The sequence below is a fragment of the Bradyrhizobium sp. USDA 3650 genome (assembly GCF_054057395.1).
This window is the reverse complement of record NZ_JBSRZG010000001.1, coordinates 409,253-430,072: the sequence shown is the minus strand read 5'-3', so window position 1 is coordinate 430,072 and position 20,820 is coordinate 409,253. Positions and strand designations below refer to the sequence as shown.

Annotated in this window: 19 protein-coding genes; 10 read left to right on the top strand and 9 right to left on the bottom strand. The window is 64.0% G+C overall.

Annotated elements, in window-relative coordinates; translation table 11 throughout:
• Nucleotides 1-41: 41 nt before the first annotated feature.
• The 6 genes from ACVIN2_RS02075 (at nucleotide 42) to ACVIN2_RS02050 (ending at nucleotide 8,573) form a co-directional block, all read left to right on the top strand.
• Nucleotides 42-824: a transporter substrate-binding domain-containing protein gene (locus tag ACVIN2_RS02075; RefSeq protein ID WP_456764304.1), complete on the top strand. Its 783-nt coding sequence runs from the start codon at nucleotides 42-44 to the stop codon at nucleotides 822-824.
• Nucleotides 825-996: 172 nt separating this feature from the next.
• On the top strand, nucleotides 997-1,911 hold the full coding sequence (locus tag ACVIN2_RS02070; protein ID WP_456764303.1) for a DUF2147 domain-containing protein: 915 nt from the start codon (nucleotides 997-999) through the stop codon (nucleotides 1,909-1,911).
• 360 nt (nucleotides 1,912-2,271) lie between these two features.
• Nucleotides 2,272-5,184 (top strand): PAS domain-containing protein, encoded by a 2,913-nt coding sequence (locus ACVIN2_RS02065; RefSeq protein WP_456764302.1) that lies wholly within the window; start codon nucleotides 2,272-2,274, stop codon nucleotides 5,182-5,184.
• Nucleotides 5,181-6,809: a CHAT domain-containing protein gene (locus tag ACVIN2_RS02060; protein ID WP_456764301.1), complete on the top strand. Its 1,629-nt coding sequence runs from the start codon at nucleotides 5,181-5,183 to the stop codon at nucleotides 6,807-6,809. Before ACVIN2_RS02065 ends, ACVIN2_RS02060 begins: the two co-directional genes overlap by 4 nt.
• Nucleotides 6,810-6,828: 19 nt before the next feature.
• Nucleotides 6,829-8,067 (top strand): hypothetical protein, encoded by a 1,239-nt coding sequence (locus ACVIN2_RS02055; protein WP_456764300.1) that lies wholly within the window; start codon nucleotides 6,829-6,831, stop codon nucleotides 8,065-8,067.
• A 149-nt stretch (nucleotides 8,068-8,216) separates the two neighbouring features.
• Entirely contained in the window at nucleotides 8,217-8,573 is a 357-nt protein-coding gene (locus tag ACVIN2_RS02050) for a hypothetical protein (protein ID WP_456764299.1), read from the top strand.
• Nucleotides 8,574-8,635: 62 nt separating this feature from the next.
• On the opposite strand, the gene ACVIN2_RS02045 is transcribed toward ACVIN2_RS02050, so the two are convergent.
• Together ACVIN2_RS02045 and ACVIN2_RS02040 are read right to left on the bottom strand one after the other, a co-directional pair.
• Nucleotides 8,636-9,040 (bottom strand): (R)-mandelonitrile lyase, encoded by a 405-nt coding sequence (locus tag ACVIN2_RS02045; protein WP_456764298.1) that lies wholly within the window; start codon nucleotides 9,038-9,040, stop codon nucleotides 8,636-8,638.
• A gap of 25 nt (nucleotides 9,041-9,065) precedes the next feature.
• Entirely contained in the window at nucleotides 9,066-9,764 is a 699-nt protein-coding gene (locus ACVIN2_RS02040; RefSeq protein WP_007590912.1) for a ribonuclease activity regulator RraA, read from the bottom strand.
• 247 nt (nucleotides 9,765-10,011) lie between these two features.
• Between ACVIN2_RS02040 and pxpB the strand changes: the two genes are divergently transcribed.
• The 3 genes from pxpB to ACVIN2_RS02025 are packed head-to-tail and all read left to right on the top strand — an operon-like array spanning nucleotide 10,012 to nucleotide 12,580.
• Nucleotides 10,012-10,743 (top strand): 5-oxoprolinase subunit PxpB, encoded by a 732-nt coding sequence (gene pxpB, locus ACVIN2_RS02035; protein ID WP_456764297.1) that lies wholly within the window; start codon nucleotides 10,012-10,014, stop codon nucleotides 10,741-10,743.
• Complete coding sequence (locus tag ACVIN2_RS02030) at nucleotides 10,740-11,777, top strand: 5-oxoprolinase subunit C family protein (RefSeq protein WP_456764296.1); 1,038 nt, start codon at nucleotides 10,740-10,742, stop codon at nucleotides 11,775-11,777. Before pxpB ends, ACVIN2_RS02030 begins: the two co-directional genes overlap by 4 nt.
• 32 nt (nucleotides 11,778-11,809) lie before the next feature.
• Nucleotides 11,810-12,580, top strand: coding sequence for a LamB/YcsF family protein (locus ACVIN2_RS02025; protein WP_456764295.1), 771 nt, complete (start codon nucleotides 11,810-11,812; stop codon nucleotides 12,578-12,580).
• On the opposite strand, the gene ACVIN2_RS02020 is transcribed toward ACVIN2_RS02025, so the two are convergent.
• The 5 genes from ACVIN2_RS02020 to ACVIN2_RS02000 all read right to left on the bottom strand — a co-directional run bounded on the left by ACVIN2_RS02020 (nucleotide 12,581) and on the right by ACVIN2_RS02000 (nucleotide 18,401).
• Nucleotides 12,581-12,733, bottom strand: a complete 153-nt coding sequence (locus tag ACVIN2_RS02020) for a hypothetical protein (protein WP_007590908.1) — start codon at nucleotides 12,731-12,733, stop codon at nucleotides 12,581-12,583.
• A gap of 200 nt (nucleotides 12,734-12,933) precedes the next feature.
• On the bottom strand, nucleotides 12,934-14,541 hold the full coding sequence (locus tag ACVIN2_RS02015) for a sulfite reductase subunit alpha (protein ID WP_456764294.1): 1,608 nt from the start codon (nucleotides 14,539-14,541) through the stop codon (nucleotides 12,934-12,936).
• Nucleotides 14,538-16,319 carry a NirA family protein gene (locus tag ACVIN2_RS02010; RefSeq protein WP_456764293.1) on the bottom strand — a complete coding sequence of 594 codons (1,782 nt, stop codon included), beginning with the start codon at nucleotides 16,317-16,319 and terminating at the stop codon, nucleotides 14,538-14,540. Before ACVIN2_RS02010 ends, ACVIN2_RS02015 begins: the two co-directional genes overlap by 4 nt.
• Nucleotides 16,320-16,650: 331 nt before the next feature.
• Nucleotides 16,651-17,814, bottom strand: a complete 1,164-nt coding sequence (locus tag ACVIN2_RS02005; protein ID WP_456764292.1) for a CmpA/NrtA family ABC transporter substrate-binding protein — start codon at nucleotides 17,812-17,814, stop codon at nucleotides 16,651-16,653.
• Nucleotides 17,811-18,401, bottom strand: coding sequence for an ANTAR domain-containing response regulator (locus ACVIN2_RS02000; RefSeq protein WP_007610503.1), 591 nt, complete (start codon nucleotides 18,399-18,401; stop codon nucleotides 17,811-17,813). The genes ACVIN2_RS02005 and ACVIN2_RS02000 overlap by 4 nt, the downstream gene beginning before the upstream one ends.
• A gap of 111 nt (nucleotides 18,402-18,512) precedes the next feature.
• On the opposite strand from ACVIN2_RS02000, the gene rimO reads away from it, so the two are divergent.
• Nucleotides 18,513-19,838 carry a 30S ribosomal protein S12 methylthiotransferase RimO gene (gene rimO, locus ACVIN2_RS01995; protein ID WP_354128242.1) on the top strand — a complete coding sequence of 442 codons (1,326 nt, stop codon included), beginning with the start codon at nucleotides 18,513-18,515 and terminating at the stop codon, nucleotides 19,836-19,838.
• Between the two features lie 177 nt (nucleotides 19,839-20,015).
• Here rimO and ACVIN2_RS01990 read toward each other — a convergent pair whose 3' ends face one another.
• Nucleotides 20,016-20,429, bottom strand: coding sequence for a carboxymuconolactone decarboxylase family protein (locus ACVIN2_RS01990; protein WP_456764291.1), 414 nt, complete (start codon nucleotides 20,427-20,429; stop codon nucleotides 20,016-20,018).
• Nucleotides 20,362-20,793, bottom strand: coding sequence for a MerR family transcriptional regulator (locus ACVIN2_RS01985; protein WP_456764290.1), 432 nt, complete (start codon nucleotides 20,791-20,793; stop codon nucleotides 20,362-20,364). The genes ACVIN2_RS01990 and ACVIN2_RS01985 overlap by 68 nt, the downstream gene beginning before the upstream one ends.
• Between the last annotated feature and the right edge of the window lie 27 nt (nucleotides 20,794-20,820).

Sequence of the window (20,820 nt, the reverse complement as noted above, 5' to 3'; positions counted from 1 at the left end):
ATGACAGCTTGGGCATGGGTGGAAAAGAGATGATCGTTCGAATGACCAGTCGAATTTTGGCGACCTTGGCCGTGGTCCTGCTGGCAAACCTTTCGGCCCACGCACAGCAGACGGCGCCGTCCCGCCTCGACGAGATCGTCAAGCGCGGCACTTTGCGCGTCGGCATGACCGGCGACTACAAGCCCTTCACCTATCTCGACAAGACGACGCAGCAGTTCAACGGCTTCGATGTCGACATGGCCGAGGCGCTCGGCAAGGCACTCGGCGTCAAGGTCGAATTCGTGCCGACGGCCTGGCCGAAGCTGATGAAGGATTTCGAGGCCGATCAGTTCGACATCGCCATGGGCGGCGTCTCGGTCACGCTCGACCGGCAGAAGAAGGGCTTCTTCTCCACGCCGATCATGCGCGAGGGCAAGACGCCGATCGCGCGCTGTGCCGACGTCGGCAAATACCAGAGCATCACCGACATCGACAAGAAGGGCACCCGCGTGATCGTCAATCCCGGCGGCACCAACGAGCGCTTCGCGCGTGCCAACATCAAGGATGCCGATATCACCGTCTTCCCCGACAATACCGTGATCTTCGACGAGATCGCCAAGGGCAATGCAGACCTGATGATGACGGATGCCTCCGAGACGCGCTACCAGCAGAAGCAGCATCAAGGCGTGCTCTGCGCGGTGCATCCCGACAAGCCGTTCGACTTCTCCGAGAAGGCCTATTGGCTCCAGCGCGACATGGCGCTGAAGGCGTTCGTCGACCAGTGGCTGCACATTTCCATGCAGGACGGCAGCTACAAGAAGATCTACGCCGCCTGGTTTGACTAGGACCACGTCCTCCTGTCGCTTGCCCCGGCCAAACTTTGGACCCGCTCCGGTGTTATTGAACCCGCAACCGCCGGAGCACGACTCATACGGTGACAGTGATCTAGGTCACTTTTTGCGATCGAGCCGGGGCGTAAGCGTCGGTGCGGGGACCACCTGTTTCAGGAGATGCGAAATGAGGAAGCTGTTGGCCACGGCCGCATTCCTTTTGGCGAGCACCGCTGCGCAGGCGCAGTACACTTTCGACTATGGCGGGCGCACCATCCGCATCGATCCCGACCGCGGCACGGTGCAAATCCCCGGCGTCTACGACAACACCGGCCAGGGCAAGGCCAAGAAAACCAAGAACGATGCCAAGGGGGCTCCAAAATCGGACCCGCAGGCACCGCAACAAGCCAAGGCTGCCCCGCAGGCGCCCGCCAATCCAGCGCCGGCCCCGGCACCGGTCACGGCGCCCCCGGCGGCCGAGCAGACCCCTGTCCAGGCTCCCGTCCAGGCTCCCGTTGCCGTCGCGCCTCCTGCCCCGCCGGCGCCTCCGGCCACCACGGCGAACAACGCTCCGGCCGAAGACGCGCTTGTGCCGCCGCCTCAGCCGGCCCCAAGTGCTGCCCCGACGGTGGCCGCAGTACCGCCCGCACCGCCGCCGCCGCCCGCCCCGACCGTCGCAGCGGCGCCTCCGGCGCCATCTCCGCCTCCCGTCCCGGCGCCTGCGCCTGCCCCCGTTCAGTCGGCTGCCGTCGCGCCGCCGGCTCCCGCTACCGCGCCCACGCGCGACCTCAATTCACCGCTCGGGGTCTGGCTCACCGAGGAGAAGGAAGGCAAGGTCCGGATCGAGCAATGCGGCAGCAATCTCTGCGGCTACTCGGTCGATTCGAAATCGAACCAGAATGGCGAGCAGGTTCTGATCAACATGAAGCCCGGCAAGGATCAGAACAAGGACCAGAAATGGTCCGGTCGCATCCTCGATCCGAACTCCGGCTCGACCTATGATTCAACCATCGCGCTGAAGGGCACCGATCGCCTGCGCGTGCAGGGCTGCGCCTTCGGCGGCATGTTCTGCGGCGGCCAGACCTGGACGCGTGCGAACTGAGGGTCCTGTCACGCGCGCGTGACACGGTGGGATTGAGCGTTACCCTGCGCCAGCGGGCAACGAGGATTGCCGCTGCGCCTGTGCTTGCCCGGCAAAGACACAGCGTCGGACCCGATCGCTGAGCACGTCATCACCGTCTCGATCGACGAATCCGTGGAAATTCAGGCCGTTTCTGTGAACTAGTTAATACTAGGACGGCCGCGATCGCCTCTAGCTTAGGTTGAACGACGAATTTCCGCGGTCAAAAGTCGCCTTGGCACCTCTGATCCCGCCGATGCGCTCAGACCGACAGCACTCGAATTTTTGTGCCGGCTCAAGCACCTTATCGTTTCGCTTCACAGTTGCGTTAGCGAGGTTGTTATGGAGGAACTCCGTGCAGCGCCATCGCTCATCTCAGGTGACTGGGACCAGGATTTCTTGAAAACTGAGCAAGGTATCCGGCGCCATGTGATCGGCGCGCTCAGGAGCAGGCAGAACGGCCTGAAGACCGCGCTCAAGCCCCTCGTCGACGAGCTGGCCCGAATGCTCGTTTCGGAGTTTGGTCTGGCTGCCGAAGCCGTCGACAAGATCCTTCAATCGCAAACCACGCTCCTGAGTGTGCTTTCCGATCGGTACGACGCGCTCGACGAGGCCGCGCATCACAGCGACATCCCGTTCGTCGAACTGGCAGGCGATGGCCGCATCGTCTATGCGAATGCGGCGTTCGACAAGCTCGTTCCCGACGGCCGCAACGCTCCGTTTCCCGGGCTATTCGGGTCCCGTGCGGCCGACGTGGGCGCAGCCCTCAAGGCAAACCACAACACAAGCCTGCGCGTAGACATCCGGACCAATAAGTTGATCCGCCAGGTCAGGGTCGAGATCGGCCCGCTGCGCGACGAAGACGGGCAGCAAGGCAACTACGCCCTCCTCCTGGATCAGAGCGCCGAACGGAGCCGCCTTGACGCCTTGCAGGACGGCGTGCTCAGGACCGATCGGGCGGGCAAGATCCGGTTCGCAAACGAGCGAGCCGTGCAGATTCTCGGGTTCGCCGAGGCGACCCTCAAGGAGATGTCGCTGTCCGATGTCTTCGCGCCCGACGACGAGGGCACGACGAGCCGGTTTGACGAATGGATCGGCACACAAACGGGATTTACGGATTTCGTGCGGCTTCGTCCGATGGATGGCCGTTCCGTCCTGGCGAGAGTCAGTGCAGCGCCGTACATGGAGGAACAGAATAGCTCGACCGGGCTGTTGTTGTTGTTCGCTCCCCTCAACGAGGATTTGGCGCGCCAGCAGCTGAAGACCGTTCTTGCCGAGCACGCAGACCCGCAAGAGATCATCGAGGCCATGCTGCGGGTCGTCGAAAAGGTCATTCCGTTCGAGATGTCTGCTTTCGGGGTCTACAACGACCTCAGCGACCATTGGCGAGCGCTCACCGTCTTTCCTAAACCTCGCTGGGAGTGGAGTACACGCTGGTTCAAGGTAACGGCCGATGTGATTCAATGGCTCGAACAGGGCAAGACGTGGAATAACGACCTGAGCAAATTCGTCGAGCAGCTCAACCCGGAGGAAAAGGACAACCCGGTCAGCAAGGCGATCCTCTCCGACGATTTCAAATCGATGGTTGTGTTGCCGATTCGGAAGGCGGGCGGCCGGTTCGGAAGCTCGCTGGCTCTCATGTCCCGTAACCACAAATATACGGCCGCCGACCTCCGGACCCTGCAGAATCTCGGAGTCGAGGAAATCCTGCAGGCTGCGGACGCGGCCATCGAGCACGCTCAGGCGCGCGCCTTGCGCGAGCTCAAGGACAATTTGAACAAGGCGCCCAGCGCCCGCACCATTGCCACACTGCTGGCGACCGGCACGACACAATGCTTCGGCTGGGAGTACGTCGGTGTGTTCCGGGTGGACCGCGCCCGCGGCAAGTTCGTGCTGGTCGCCGAGCACGTCAAGAACGACCGAAACCTGCTCGTGAAGTCCGCCGCCCAAAAGTCCGAATACACCCAGGACCTATCCAGCGGAATGCTCGGCAGCTGTCTCGTCCAGCGGTCCATTCTTGTCGTTCCAGACATCAGCGATTCCAAGCGGAACTACGGCTTCATTCAGACCGCGCCGGATCAGCGATCCGCGATGACCGTCCCCCTCTTCGTGAATGGCAAGATCGAGATGATCCTAGATATGGAATCTTCGGAATCCAACGCCTTTCTCGGACCCGATCGCGAAGCGGCCCGCGGACTCGCCGCCGACTGCGAGCAGATTTTTGCGGCGCGCTGGCACGAAGCGATCGAGCTGGCGCTTATGAACAGGATTGAGCAGGCGGCGGTCATCGTCGACGCGGTCGGCAAGATCTGTCACATGAATGGCGCGGCCGAGAGCATTTTTGGTCAGGCACGAGACCGCGAACTCGTGTCGTTCGGGGCACGAGACGAAGATATCGAGGAACTGTCGCAATCTGGTATCCAGCACCGACTTCACATCCACCTGACGATCGGCGACGCACCGCGCACCGAGGTGACCACCCTTGCAAACCGCGAGCCGTTGAATGACGACTATGGCCACCACCTGTGGCTGTTCACGAGCCTCGCCGATCAAAGCCGAGAGAGCGACTGGGGATATCTGGAGGAGACGGTCACGGCTGTTGCGCGCGAGACCCGGGCTCCCCTGCTCATGGCCGATGGTTTGTTGCGCAGCGCCCAGTCCCTTCTAAGCAAACCCGAACTGATGAGAAACTGCGCCAACATGCTGGAGCAGGCGGCCAATCATCTCCTGAAGGCTGATCTCACCTTCGAACGTCTGTCCGAACGTTTGACCGTGCAGCAGACGCCGCAGGAGGCACCGACCTCGTTCAACGTATTGGAAGCGCTCTATCACGAGATCGAGGGCCTTCCCGTCGACGATCGTGACGCGATCGATATAGAGGGCGACATCACGGACGAAGCTCGTCTGATCGTCAGCGGCTGGCTGGAGCGATTGAGCTTCGCATTTCGTTCGGCGCTCAGCTCGCTTCTTTCGCTCCGCGTCGCCCCGACCGATCGGCTCACCGTGACCATCGCGGAACGACCACCGCATCGTCTGTTCGTATCCATGCGCATCCCTGCGGTCACCGCGCAGCCGCTGGATCCGTCGGCCGCCGATCTGATCGAGCGGAGTCAGTCCCGGGCCCGGCAAATGGCCAGCGTCGCCGTAGAGGCGATACAGAAAGCCGTCGAGCAGCATGACGGGAGCTTGACCGAACTGGACGGCATGGGATTCGAATTCGACTTGCCATTATGTGCGCAGGAGGCATCAGCATGACCGCAAGGATAGCGATAGCCACGGCCGAACCGGGCATGTTCGAAACACTGCGCACGCATCTGCTCGCGGCAGGCGTCGATCCCGAGAACCTGCACGACAAGCAGTTGATGACTACGGACCAGACCAACGAGTGGCTCATTGCGAACGACACCGAGTTGCTCGTCCTCGATGCCGGATTGCCGATGGACCCGCGCGTCCATCGCGACACGCGAACGACAGTCGCCGCGCAGGATTTGCTCAGCACCGTCGTGCAGGCCCGAGACCCTCACACGTCCGTCCTCGTCATCGCTCCGTCGTTCGGGGCCTGCCCTGATCTCGAGCAGGAGTGCAGCAGAGCCGACAACGCTCTGATCCTGCCAATGGACGCCCTGCAGCTCCACCGGCATCGAATCCTCAGGCCGTTCATTGCGATGCTGACCGGGCATCCCGATGAGAAGGGCGCCATCCCTGGCGCGTTCCGGGTGATCGAAACGGAAATCCATAGCGCCAAGGTAGAATGCCGTCTCGGAACCGGCGACGACGGCTCTCCAATGCTGCGCTGGAACACAGTCAGCGATCTGGATGATCTGAAGTCTGCCGCCCGGGATTATGGGCGGGACGAGATACCCCAAGACCGCGCGGATGCGGATCACTGGATCGGCACCAGCCTGCCCAAGAACTGGCTCGCCCAGACGCGGGGTGTCGGAACACGGCTGTTCAAGAGCTTCGTCGTCAAGGCGATCGGCGAGCACCTGTTTTCGCAGATCGAGAGGGCGGCCGGTGGGCTGGCAGGACTGTCGTTCCGCTTCGTGATCAACGATGCCGGATATTATCCTGTCCCCTTCGAGGCGAGCGTGCGGTACCTCGCTGAAGAGAACGGGCCATTCGTGCTTCTTCATGCCCCGATCGTCCGACGCGTGCCGTCGGTTATTCGGCTGCAGAGAGGGGCGAGAGCCGAGCGCGGGCGCATCGAGCCAGGCTCGAGGCTCATGTTTGTTCGCTCGCAGGTCGGCGAGCACCCAGACCGCAAGCTCGAACGGGTGATCTGCGACGGCAAGACGTTCGACAAGCTCGGCAATATCGACGTTGAACTCCAGTACCTGAAGGAATTGGCCGCCACAGGGTGCTTCGAGCTGGAGGTTGTCGACCTCTCCGGCACTCCCGGCAATGAGGCCGTGCCCCATTTGCTGCAGCGGCTTGCTCACTTTCGGCCGTCGATCCTCCACTACGCCGGCCATGCCTGGAGTGACGGCCAGAAAACCGTGTCTCTCGTCCTTCCCGGCACAAGGCCGGAAGAAGCGATCGGGCTGAAGCTCGACAGAATGGTCGCATCCGAAGGTCTTTCGTCGACCACGCTGGTCTATCTCTCCGCTTGCCGCGGCATCTCCAGGGGCAGCGTGCAACAGCTGGTGATGAACGGAATCCCCTATGCCTTGGGATTCCGCTGGAACGTGGAGGATGACCGCGCGCCTCATTTCGCCAAGGCGTTCTACAGCGAACTGCATGAAACGCGGTCCGTTTGCCTTGCGTTCCGGAAGGCATGCCGAGCTTCTTGGGAGCGTCTCGCCGACGACGAGGACAGCCCGATCTGGCTTTCGCCCATCTTGCTCGCGCAGTCGACGGATTGGGCAACACGCTGCAATTGAGCCGAGATCGGATCCTGTCATGACTGTCTGGACCACATTCAAGAACACTGTCGAACATTGGGCGAGCCGCGAATTGAAGCGTCCCTATGTCGGCTATGTGCCCGCTTCTGGCGACAACGCGATTTCGACGGGAGCAGCCTTCGTTCCCGAAGCAAGCTACTTCGGACTCCGCATGGTCGAGATGGGGCTGAGCGAAGGCGGCAAATTCTTCAGTTCGTTCCTGCCGCTTGGCGTCGTCCTGACGGAGTTCAGCTTCGGCGACGGCCGGCAGCGCAGGCCGACGATCTTGAGCAATGACGAGATCGCCGCGCAACTCAAGTCCGCGGGGGCGGCTGCTCCGGGCTATATCGAGTTCAGGAATATCTACGCCGTCAGGCGCGCGCCCATGAAGGAAGACAATCTGTCCCTGTTCGTGGGCCTGTTCCGCCTGCCCTACCATGACGTCGCCCAGCAAATCCTGCAACTTGCGGCCGACCTGACGACGCAGACCGGGCTGGTGCCCGGCGTGTCGGAGGGCGTGCGTGTCGCAGAAAAAGTCTACGACCGCGTCGCTGGCTTGTTCGGACTCAACATCGTCACGCCACTGTTGTCCTATGCGGACGGAAACGCGCTCGGCCGCAGCGGCTATCTCCTGGTCGCAGGCCCCGAACTCGACGAGGCCGCGGCAAAGCGATTGGTCGTCACCGACGACCAGCTGTTGTCGGACGGCAAGCGTGTCGCCGGATTGAACTACTGTCTGCTCGCCGTCGAGTTTACGGGCACTCTTTTCGCCGACGGACCGGACACGATCAATCCGCTGACGCAGCTGGGCTTCCATCGGCGCTGGCAAGACGTCGCACGCGTCGTCATGACGCGAGATTTCGACCGTGCGGAGGAGCAGATGCTGGCGCTGCGCTCCGAGGTCATCACGTCGCCGGAACTCGCTGAAAACGATCGCCTCATCGCCATCGGCGCCTACCAGACGAGCTTCGACAAGCTCGTCGAACGAATGACGCCGAAAAACGCCCACCGCGGCTCACGGGGACCTCTCTTGAACGGAGCCCTCGGCAAAAGCGCAACGCCGGCCGTGGCGCAGGTTCTGGGAGGGATGCAGCTCAGCCTCCTCTCCGGCGTCACCGGAGCCCCGGACGATCCGGACAGACTTTTCGCATCCGAGGCGTCCGAATTGAGGAAAACGATCGCCAAGGTGGCGCGGGTCGATGCCAACTCCGCCGTTGCGCTGGCGCGCGTGCTCGATCGCACTTCGACGTCAAAATGACCGTTTCTGGCAGGCCCGTCCGGGCTTGAAGCCGAGCAAACCCATTCCGACACCCCGGAACACTGCTCCGGTGAGGTGCGTGACGCCCCTCACATCGTCCGCCCGCCGCGTCTGTCATGGTGCCCCCGGATCAACCCAAGGGGCGTGTCATGAACGGATTTCGCAAGGGTCTCTTCGTCACCATTGTCGCCATCGCCTTCCCGCTGACGCAGGCAGGCGCGGCCACCTCCACCTTTGACGGCGCATGGAATGTCCGCATCTCGTCATCGAGCGAGACCTGCGGCAACGGCGCAACGGTCGCGATCGGGATCAGCAACGGCCAGATCGCATCGAGCAGCGCCGTGGTGTCGGCGTCGGGCCGCGTCGCGGACGCCGGCAGCATCAACGTCACCTTGAGCACCGGCATCAAGCGCGCCGTCGGCTTCGGCCGGCTCAGCGGCACCTCGGGCTCCGGCACCTGGCGCGGCAGCATGTGCACGGGCACGTGGACGGCGGAGCGGATGTAAGCGCTCTTGTCCCGGACGAGCAGCGACGCAAAGCGTCGCTGCGCAAAGCCGGGTCACGCAAACTAGCCGACCGCTGCGCCGTATTCCGCGTCGGTCACCGGCTCCAGCCAGGTCGAGAACACGCCGTCGAGCGCTTCCTGCATGGCGATGTGAGTCATGCCGTTGGTCGGCGACCCGCCGTGCCAGTGCAGCTCGCCCGGCGGAATCCAGACGGTGTCGCCGGGGCGGATTTCGATGACAGGCCCGCCCTTGGTCTGGACCCGGCCAACCCCCGAAATCACATAGAGCGTCTGCCCGAGCGGATGGTGATGCCAGTTGGTGCGCGCGCCCGGCTCGAACGAGACGCGCGAACAGTTCAGCCGCGCCGGCGCGGGCGCCATGATGACGGGGTCCTGCCAGACCGTGCCGGTGAAGTGTTCCCCGGGCGCACGGCGTGTCGGCCTCGTCCCTGCAACAGTGATGTCCATTGGATTTTCCTCGCTTCTTTCCCGATTACTTCTTGCTTGCGGCGTAGCGCGCCTTGGTCTCGGCGTTCATGGGATAGAGGCCCGGAAGCACCGCGCCGTTGTTCACCTCGTTGACAATCCAGGCTTCCATCCGCTCCTGCTCGACACCCTCATTGAGCACGTGTTCGAGCATCGCCTGCGGAATCAGCACGCAGCCGTCCTGGTCGGCGACAACGATGTCGTTCGGGAACACCGCAACGCCGCCGCAGCCGATCGGCTCGCCCCAGCCGACGAAGGTCAGGCCGGCAACCGACGGCGGCGCGGCATAGCCGTCGCACCAGACCGGCAGGTTGGTGCCGAGCACGCCTTCGACGTCACGCACGACACCGTCGGTGACGAGTGCGGTGACGCCGCGCTTCATCATGCGCGCGCACAGGATGTCGCCGAAGATGCCGGCGTCGGTGATCCCCATCGCGTCGACCACGGCGATGCAGCCCTCCGGCATCGCCTCGATCGCGGTGCGGGTCGAGATTGGCGACGACCAGGATTCCGGCGTCGCCAGATCCTCCCGCGCCGGCACGAAGCGCAGCGTGAAGGCCGGTCCCACCAGGCGCGGCAGGCCCGGGCGCAGCGGACGCGCGCCGCGCATCCAGATGTTGCGCAGGCCCTTCTTCAGCAGGACCGTGGTGATGGTGGCAGTGGTGATGCCGGCGAGGGTCTTGCGGGCTTCGGGGGACAGCGACATGGAAACAGACGAGCTCCGGATGGGCGGGAAAGAACGCGCGCATCTTGCGGGGTGCGGGCCTTGCGTCAAGGGCCAACAAGCTACCAATCATGCAGGGCCGCAGCGCAGTTATGCGTCGCGATAACAAGGCTTTATCGCCTCCCCCTGCATTAATTTATTGGACTTGCGGGCGCATTTACGCGAAGCAGGGACGAGCGGAGCTCAAGGCTGAGCCCGCGTATCTCCAGAAGCCCGATTTCGACAGCCCATGTCCGCGACGCTTCCCCCGCCCCGCCTTCTGCCCAGTGGCGACAGCGCCGTCACGGTCGAGTTCAGCCGTACCATCGACGACGACGCCAACCAGCGCGTGCTGGCGCTCGACAAGGCGCTCGCGGCAAGCGCGATCGATGGCATCACCGAGTCCGTGCCGACCTATCGCTCGCTGCTGGTGCATTACGATCCCGGCAAGATCGGCTTCGACGCACTTGGCGAAAAGCTGCTCGCGCTCGCCAGCCAGCCGCTGCCACCGGCGATCAAGGCGCGCCGCTGGCGCATTCCCGTTGCCTATGGCGGCGAGCACGGCATCGACCTCGAGGACGTCGCGAAGGCTCTGAACACCACACCCGACGACATCGTCGCGCGCCACGTCGCCGGCGATTACAAGGTTGCCATGATCGGCTTCACGCCGGGCTGGTCCTATCTCAGCGGCCTCGACAAATCCCTGCAGATGTCGCGGCGGCAGAATCCGCGGCTGCTGACGCCTGCCGGCACGATCTCGATCGGCGGCATCCAGGCCGGAATCCAGTGCCTGGCAGCGCCGAGCGGCTGGCACCTGCTCGGCCGCACGCCGGTGCGGACTTATCAGCTTCACCGCAATCCGACCTTCCTCACCGAACCCGGCGATCGCGTGACGTTTTTCGCCATCGACCACAAGACGTTCGAGGAACAGGATCGCGCCGCCGAGGCCGGCGAGATCATTGCCGAGCAGGTGGTCGCATGAGCCGGCTCGTGATCGCCAGCATCGGGCCCGCGAGTTCGGTCCAGGACGGCGGACGCCATGGCGCGCAACGCTATGGCCTGACGGTCAGCGGAGCGATGGACCGCCTGTCACTCGCGGCGGCGAACACGCTTGTCGGCAACGAACCGTTCGCAGCCGTTGTCGAGGTCGGCCCGTTCGGCGCCGCGTTCACCGCGCGCGACGGTGCCGTGCGGGTCGCGATTTCAGGCGCGCAGCGCAATGCGGACATCGCCGGCAGTCCAGTCGCCATGGACACATCGGTGACGCTGAAAGACGGCGAGACGCTGACGCTGGGCTTTGCCCGCGGCGGCGCGTTCACTTATCTGGCGATCGAAGGCGGGATCAAGGGCGAGCCGGTGTTCGGCAGTCTCGCGGTCAACGCCCGGGCCGGTCTCGGCAGCCCCTACCCGCGCCCGCTGCAGGCCGGTGACGAATTCACCGTCGATGCCGCAAGCGGTGCACCGGAATTGCGCATCGAACTGCCGAAGCCGTCGAGCGGCCCGATCCGGGTTCTGCTGGGCCCGCAGGACGACGAGTTCGACGACGCCAACAAGGCCCTATTCCTCGACAGCGAGTGGAAAATTTCGGCGACCTCCGATCGCATGGGCTACCGGCTCGAGGGGCCCGCGATCAAGCATCTGCACGGCCACAACATCGTCTCCGACGGCACGGTCAACGGCAGCATCCAGGTGCCCGGCAACGGCGCGCCGATCGCGCTGATGATGGATCGCGGCACCTCCGGCGGCTACCCGAAGATCGCGACCGTGATCACGGCCGATGTCGGCCGTCTCGCGCAGACCTCGGCAGGAACGGCGTTCCGTTTCAAGGCGGTCAGCATGGCCGAGGCGCAGGACGAGGCAAGGAAATTTGCGCAACTGATCCGCAACCTGCCCGATCGCCTGCGCTCCGCCGACACCGTCGCGCTCAACATCGAAGCGCTCAGCGATGCCAACGTCGCGGGCTATGCGGTCAGTGCCGTCGACGCCGGGACCTGGCAGGTCGCGGCCGAGCCGTAAACGACAAGACGACCAGAGATGGAGAGCAACCCATGAAGACGATCGATCTCAATTGCGATCTCGGCGAAGGTTTTGGCGCGTGGGAGATGGGCAACGATGCCGCCATGATCGAACTGGCGAGCTCGGTCAACGTCGCCTGCGGCTTCCACGCCGGCGATCCCGATATCATGCGCCGGACGGTCGAGCTGGCGAAAGCGCGCGGCGTCTCGGTCGGCGCACATCCTGGCTATCGCGACCTGCACGGCTTCGGCCGCCATCCGATCGTGGGCCTGAAAGCCTCCGAGATCGAGAACCTCGTCGCCTACCAGATCGGCGCGTTGCAGGCGATCGCGACCGCGGCCGGCCACAAGGTGACGCATGTGAAGGCGCATGGCGCGCTCTCCAACGTCGCCTGCGAGGACGATATGACGGCGAAGGCGATCGCGGCCGGCATCAAGGCGGTCGATCCCAGCCTGATTTTCGTCGTGCTCGCCAATTCGAAGCTGGTGAAGGCCGGCGAAGCCGCCAATCTGCCGATGGTGCATGAGGTGTTCGCCGACCGCGCCTACGAGGACGACGGCAATCTCGTCTCGCGCAAGAAGCCCGGTGCGGTGCTGCATGACGCCAAGGCCATCGCCGACCGCGTGGTGCGCATGGTGCAGGACGGCGCGGTGGTCTCGGTTACGGGCAAGGTCATCAAGATGCGCACCGACACGGTCTGCATCCACGGCGATACGCCCGGCGCCGTCAACATCGCGCGTGGCCTGCGGCAGGCTTTGAAGGACGCAGGGATCGAGGTCGCGCCGTTCAAGCGCGGGGCGTGATCAGAACGGGTGCACCGAGAGCGTGCCGAACACGATGGCGGCGATGACCGCGAAGGCGCTGTACATCGCGGCATGATGCACGCTCGCCCCGGTCCGCCGCGAGAGCGAGCGCGCGTAGAAGTGCAGCCTGGCTTCCGCCGATAGTTCGCGCATGGTCGATCTCCAACGCCCCATTTGCGGGATTATGAGGGATCAACGGGGGTGGCGGGCAAGAGACCCGCGGAAATAGCGATACGGGTTCTCTGAAAACCCAGCATCGCAGGAGCAAATTCTCTTCGCCTGCCAGTTCCGAGAATCTTATTCGTTCAAATCCGAGCCAGTTGGAACCGGCTCGGATGACGATAGGATGACAGCTAGTAGACGTCAGCCTGGAAGCGGCCGGTCTTCTTGAGCTCGGCAACAAAACTGACGGCTTCGTCGGTCGAGCGCGCCCCGAATTGGGCGACGATATCGACCAGTGCGCGCTCGACGTCCTTGGCCATGCGCTTGGCATCGCCGCAGATGTAGAGATGCGCCCCCTCGGCGAGCCACGTCCACAGCTCGCGGCCGACCTCGCGCATGCGGTCCTGCACATAGAACTTCTTCTCGCCGTCGCGCGACCAGGCCAGCGACATGCGCGTGAGCAGGCCCGACGTCTTCATCGCGTTGAGCTCCTCCTGGTAGAAGAAGTCGCAATCGCTGCGCTGGTGGCCGAAGAACAGCCAGTTCTTGCCGGGCGCACCGGTCGCCTTGCGGTCGAACAGGAAGGCGCGGAACGGCGCAATGCCGGTGCCGGGGCCGATCATGATGATCGGCGTCTTCGGATCCTGCGGCAGACCGAAATTGTGCGCCTTCTGCACATAGACCTTGAGCTTCTCGCCCTCGGCGATGCGCTCGCCGAGGAAGGTCGAGGCAACGCCGATGCGCTTGCGCTTGCCGATCACGTAGCGCACGGAATCGACCGTCAGCGACAGCTTTCCAGGCGTCGCATTATGCGAGGACGAGATCGAATAGAGCCGCGGCTGCAGCGGCTCCAGCGCCTCCACGAACGCTTCGGGATGCGGCCGCGTGCCCGAGAACTTCTGCAGCGCCGCCATGACGTCGAGCGTGGCGGCGTCGCCATCGGGATCCTCGCCCTGCGCCAGCGCCCGCGCCCTCTCGCGCTGCGCGCCGCCGGTGATGAAGGAGAGCAGTTCGAACAGCGTGTCGGGCGCCGGCGACAGCGAGGCGTCGTCGATCAGCACCTCGCGCAGCGTCTTGCCGTTGACCTTGGTGGTGTGGGAGGCGCCGAGCAACGCGATGACCTGGTCGACGAGGCCGAGCTCGTTGCGCGCGAACACGCCAAAACTGTCACCGACGACATAGTCGAGCTTGCTCTCGGAGAGATCGAACTCGACGTGATAGGTTTCCTTCTCGGACTTTCCCTTGTTGAGAAGACGGCGCGATAGGAAGGTCGCCGCAACGGGGTTGTCGCGCGAGCGGCCGGGCTCGGCGATCGTCACCGTAACGGCGGGGGCCGCGACCGCGTCTTGCTTGTCAGCCGGCTTGGCCGCCGGCGCCTTGTCCAGTTCTTCGTGCAGCGACTTCAGCATCCGCGCGGTTTCCTTGCCGCCGGGGACGCAGAGGTTGAGCCGCGCTTCGCTGCGGCTCGCGATCGCCTCCGAATAGTCGTGGCAATTGTAGCCGCACTGCCCGCAATCCTGCTGCGCCATCGCCGCCATCATCTTGCGCCGCACGGGACGGCCTTCGGCAAGCTTCATCCGATCGGCGATCGGCATGGTCTGGTCATGCCAGGGCGCTTCACCGTCGTCACCATCACCGGCCTGCATGACAGCGGCGCCCTGCTCGGCCGACAGCGGCGTGGCCGCCTCAGGCGACAGCAGCCCGGCAAAGAAGCCGTTCAGCCAGGAGCGTTGCGCGTCGGAGAACGGGGCGCTCGTGGGAATGATGTCGAGTTTCTGCGGAGGGCTGATCTGGTTCATGAAGACACCTCGGCATCGGCAAGCTTGCGCAGCGTTTCGCCGCCGTGGCGGCGCGCAAAAGACAGGAAGGTTTCGTCGGGAGACGAGCGATGGGCGATATAGGCCTTGAGCAGCCCTTCGACCGTTTTCGGCGCGTCCTCGGCCTTGAGGTCGTGATAGACCTCCTGCCCGACGTCGGCGTCAGGACCGAACCCGCCGCCGGTGAAGAGATGATAGCCCTCCACCGTGTCCTCCTCGTTGACAGGCACGCGCGCCCCGATCAGGCCGATGTCGCTGATGTAGTGCTGGGCACAGGAATGGTGGCAACCGGTGACGTGGATGTTGACCGGCTTGTCCATCTCGACGCGCGGCTCGCACCAGTCGCCGATCTCGGCAGCGTGGCGCTTGGTGTTGGAGGCGGCAAAGCGGCAGCCGGCATTGCCGGTGCAGGCGATCAATCCGGCGCGGATGTGCGAGGCCTCGACCGCAAGCCCGATCTGCTTGATCGCCGCGACGGCAAGCTCGACATTCTCGTCGCGCACCCCTGATATCAGCAGGTTCTGCCAGACGGTCAGACGGATCTCGCCGTCGCCGAGGTCCCGCGCCACCTTGGCGAGGCCCCGCATCTGGTCGCTGCTGATCTTGCCTAGCGTCAGCGACACGCCGATCCAGTTCAAGCCATCCTGCTTCTGCCTGTGCACGCCGATATGCGCCATGCGGTCCGCGGCCGGCCGCGGCGCAAATGCCTCTTCCGGCACGCGCGTGAATGGCGTCTTCAGCCGCTCTTCGACCAGCTTGAGGAAACCGTCATGGCCCATGGCATCGAGCACGTATTTCAACCGCGCCTTGTTGCGGTTGGTGCGGTCGCCGTGCTCGATGAAGACGCGCACGATGGCGTCGGCAACGGCGGTAGCGTCTTCAGCCTTGACGACGATGCCGGAATACTTCGCAAAATCCTTGTGACCGGTGATGCCGCCGAGGCCGAGGCGGAACCAGATCCCGGGCTCGACGCCGAAACCGTCCTTCACCTCGACCGCCGTGAAAGCGATGTCGTTGGTCTCTTCGAGCACGGCGATCCTGCCGGCACCGTCGAAGGCGACGTTGAACTTGCGCGGCAAGCCATACAACGAGCGATCGTTCAGGATGTGGTAGTGCCACTCGCGCGCATAAGGCCGCGTGTCGATCAGCTCCTGGGGATCGATGCCTGCCGTCGGCGTTCCCGTCACGTTGCGGATGTTGTCCGCGCCCGAGCCGCGCGAGCACAGGCCGAGATCCTGAATGCCCTCGATCAGCTTCACGGCGTTCTTCGGCGGGATCTCGCGAAGCTGAAGATTGGCGCGCGTCGTGACGTGGCTGTAAGGGCCGCACGTTTCATCGGCGAGATCGGCGAGGCCGGCCAGCTGCCAGTGCTTCATGATGCCGTTCGGAATGCGCAGACGGCACATGTAGGAGTCCTGCGTCGGCGCGACGTAGAAGATGCCGTAATAGCGCCAGCGGAAATTGTCCGCCGGGCTCGGCGGCGTATTGTCGAGCGCCTGCTGGCGGAGACGCGGATAGGCATCGAACGGATGCTCGTCGCGCTTGACCTTCTCCTGGTCGGCGAGCTTCTTGCCCGCGGCGATGACCTTGTCCTGCGCCTTGATGTGCACGGCGTCGGGACCGGTCGGCTCGGCGTTCGCCTTGCCGGCGCCGCCGCCAAGACCGCGACCGACGCGACTGATCTGCAGACCGGTCGTGAAGCCTTCGAGATAGCGTTTCTGGTCGTCGGTAAAGTCGACTGAGACGGTGTCGAGTTTCATGGTCAGTAACGAAGCTCCTGCGGCCACCTGGGTGGTATCGACGGAAAGTGCACGACCCGCGAGGAGCTCGGCTGGCTCGAGAGCCGGCTGTGCACCCAACGGTCCGATCAGCTTCGTTGCTGGGGACTGGCGCAGCAGGCGTCTGTGACAGGCTGGCCGCACTGCAACATTCAAGTTGCGTGCCAGCTTCGACGAAATGAAAACGTGTGGAGTATTAGGCAGTTAAGGGCGCCCGCGGGAACTCCGGTCTCCGGGACTCTTATGAAATTCGAGCAGTCGGCCTAAAATTTAGACTCGGATCTCCAGCGCTCAAAAACGATGCAGGCCCGAATCACGCCCTCCAGCGGCCCACCTCGAAGGCTTCGAGATGCCCCCGAATATTGGCGGGATCGAAGGCGGGGCCGGCGAATGCGCCGAATGCCGCGGGGGCTCGGGCGGGCGGCCGGCGGCCGAGGGCGCCGTCGTAGAGGTCGGGCCTGAACACGGCCATCGCCGTCTTGACGCCGTCGGGCGTCAGCGTCGTCTGCCCCCAGCGCACCATCTGCGCATAGAGCCAGGCGGCCTGGACCGGATCGGGGCGCCCTGCTTCCTCGCGTCCCACCAGAAGGTAGCTGCCGCTCTCGCGAAAGGTGCCGTCCGGCGAAATCTTGAGGCGTCCCGTGAGGGTGCGCTGGATGACTTCGGCATCGACGCCGATCCGCTCGGGCTGCGCCAGGATCTGCGCCGCTTCGGTCCGGTTTTCCGGATGCTCGATGAATTCGGCGGCTTTCACCGCCGCGCGCACCAGGCTGGCGACCACGTCCGGATTCTTGTCGGCCCAGACCTGGCGGAGCGCCAGCACCTTCTCCGCCGCATGGGCCAGGATGTCGGAGACGAAATGCAGGATGTGGCCGATCCCGAGATCGACTGCGATCGAATTCCAGGGCGCGCCGACGCAAAACGCATCGACATGACCATTGGCGAGACTGTCGACCATATAGGGCGGCGGCAGCACCACCAGCCGCACGTCCTCGTCGGGATCGACACCGGCCGCCGCCATCCAGAACCGCAATTGGTAATTGTGGGTCGAGAACGGGAAGGTCATGCCGAAGGTCAACGGGTCGGCCCCCGCCTTGCGCCGCTTGGCAACTACGCGCGCCAATGCTTTTGCCGTGGCGAGCGGATCGAAGCGGTCGCCGTCGATCTCCTCCATCAGCGCGGCATGAAGCGCAGGCGAGACCGTGATCGCATTGCCATTGATACCGAGATTGAAGGGCGCCGCGATCGGCACCTTGACGTGGCCGAGACCAAGCGAGGACGCAATCGCGACGGGCGCAAGCAGATGCGCGGCGTCGAACAAGCCGATATTGAGCTTGTCGCGGACGTTGGACCAGGAGACCTCGCGGACCAGTTCGACCTCGAGCCCTTCGGCCGCGGCAAATCCCTTGTCGACGGCAACGATCAGCGCTGCGGCATCGACCAGCGGAATGAACCCGATGCGGAGGGGAGCGGTCATTTCAACATCTCCGACGCGGTGATGATCGACTGGGCGATCTCGCCGATTTTCTTCTTCTCGCGCATCGCGGTGGAACGCAGCAGCACATAAGCCTCGTCCTCGGTCAGGCCCTTCACCTTCATCAGGATGCCCTTGGCCTTCTCGATGACCTTGCGATCCTCGAGCTGCGACTTGGTGCGCTCCAGTTCCTCCTGGAGTTTTGCGAAGGCATTGAAGCGCGACACGCAGAGGTCGAGGATCGGCTTGATGCGCTCCTTCCTCAGCCCGTCGACGATATAGGCGGAGACCCCCGCCTCGACCGAGGCCTGGATCGAGGATGAATCGCTCTGGTCGACGAACATCGCGATCGGCCGCTTCACGGCGCGGCTGACCTGGAACATCGCTTCCAGCACGTCGCGGCTGGGGTTTTCCAGATCGATCAGGATGATATCAGGATCGACCGCATAAATACGGGCGAGCAGGCTTTGCATCTCGCTGATATGGACGATCTGCGTGAATCCGGCCTCCCGCAACCCTTCCTCGAGGATCGCAGCCCGGATCGGGCTTTCGTCGACGATCACGATTTTGGGCGACTGTTCGGCGCTCATTGCTCACTCACCACCAGTGATTCATCCATAGCATGCCCGCGAGCCATGCAAAGGGTTGTAATTATGGGCAATTGGGACTAGCTCAACCCTGTTAATCAGGCAGATTTGGATATGGATCAGACGGCCGCGCCGAAGGTCAGCTTCGTGTCGCTCGGGTGCCCCAAGGCTTTGGTGGATTCCGAGCGCATCATCACGCGCCTGCGCGCCGAGGGCTACGAGCTTGCCCGCAAGCATGACGGGGCCGACATCGTCATCGTCAACACCTGCGGCTTCCTCGACAGCGCCAAGCAGGAATCGCTCTCGGCGATCGGCGAGGCCATGGCCGAGAACGGCAAGGTGATCGTGACCGGCTGCATGGGCGCGGAACCCGAGCAGATCGAGCAGGCCTATCCCGGCGTGCTCTCGATCACCGGCCCGCAGCAATATGAGAGCGTGCTCGACGCCGTGCATCGCGCGCTGCCGCCCGCCCACAATCCGCATCTCGATCTGGTGCCGCCGCAGGGCATCAAGCTGACGCCGCGGCACTACGCCTATTTGAAGATTTCCGAGGGCTGCAACAACCGCTGCACTTTCTGCATCATTCCGAAGCTGCGCGGCGACCTGGTCTCGCGTCCGGCCAACGACGTGCTGCGCGAGGCCGAGCGCCTGGTCGATGCCGGCGTCAAGGAGCTGCTGGTGATCTCGCAGGACACCTCGGCCTACGGCGTCGACCTGAAATACGCCGAGAGCCCGTGGAAGGATCGCCAGGTCCGCGCCAAATTCATCGACCTCGCGCGCGAGCTCGGCGAACTCGGCGCCTGGGTGCGGCTGCAATACGTCTACCCCTACCCGCATGTCGACGAGGTCATCGCGCTGATGAACGAGGGCAAGGTGCTGCCCTATCTCGACATCCCCTTCCAGCACGCGAGCCCCGAGGTGCTGAAGGCGATGAAACGCCCGGCGGCGCAGGACAAGACACTGGCGCGCATCAAGCGCTGGCGCGAGCAATGTCCCGATCTCGCTTTGCGCTCGACCTTCATCGTCGGCTTCCCCGGCGAGACCGATGCCGACTTCGCCTATCTGCTCGACTGGCTGGACGAAGCCGAGATCGATCGGCTCGGCTGCTTCAAATACGAGCCGGTCGCCGGCGCGACCGCGAACGCGATCGAGAACCCCGTGCCGGAAGAGATCAAGCAGGAGCGCTACAACGCGCTGATGGCGCGCCAGCAGAAGATTTCCGCGCGGAGGCTGAAGCGCAAGGTCGGCACCCGCCAGCAGATCATCATCGACGAGGTCGGCCCGACCGTCTCGAAGGGCCGCTCCAAGGCCGATGCGCCCGAGATCGACGGCGCCGTCTACCTGTCGAGCCGCCGCCCCTTGCGCGTCGGCGAGATCGTCACCGCGAAAATCGAACGCGCCGACCAGTACGACCTGCACGGCAGCGTCGCGGGATTCTGAGAGCCTTCCTGCACGCTGACGCGGCCACAGCGTCATGGCCGGGCTTGTCCCGGCCATCCACGTCTTGATGCGCGGCATAAGGAACGTGGATGCCCGGGACAAGCCCGGGCATGACGACCTCTTGCAAATGTTCAATGCGATAGTGCAGCCGCTAACGTCGCTGGAACAACCGCTCAGTCACGCCAGCGACACCTGCTGTTCGTCACGCGCGGCGAACACTTCCTTGGCTGCGAACAGCCCGTTCAGCGCCGCCGGGAAGCCCGCATAGACCGCCATCTGCATGATGATCTCCACGATCTCGTCGCGAGACAGCCCGACGTTCAGACCCGCCTCGAGATGTACTTTGAGCTGAGGCGCGGCATTTCCGAGTGCCGTCAGCGCGGCGATCGTCGCGATCTCTCGATCGCGCAGGCCGAGGTCCGGGCGGCAGTAAATGTCGCCGAACGGAAACTCGATCACGTATCGTGCGAAATCCGGAGCGATGTCGGCGAGTGAAGCGACGACCTTTTCGCCGGCACTGCCGTCAATGCGTGACAGGGCCCGTTGGCCGCGATCGAAGCGGCTTTCGTCTTGTGTTTGGGCGTGCGTCATTTTCCTTCGTCCTCTGTTCGTCGCTGGCATAGCCGGCGATCTTGGTATCAAGGACGAGCAGGCATTCCTGGAGTTCGGCGATCTGCGTGCGCACCTGTTCCCGGTGGACTTCCAGGATCTGCCGCCGGCTTGTCCCGGTTGCGTCGCCTTCGTCACGAAGCGCCGCATAACGCAACATGTCCCGGATCGGCATTCCCGTGGTCTTGAGCCGCCCGAGGAATGCGATCCATGTGAGGATCGATGCGTCGAAGTCACGCTGGCCGGAGCGATCCCGGTCGGCGTATGGCAGCAGCCCGATGCGCTCATAATAGCGCAGCGTGTGCGTCGACAGGCCGGTTCGTTTTGCGAGGTCGCCGATCTTCATGTGTGCCCGTTCTCGTACTGACGCACA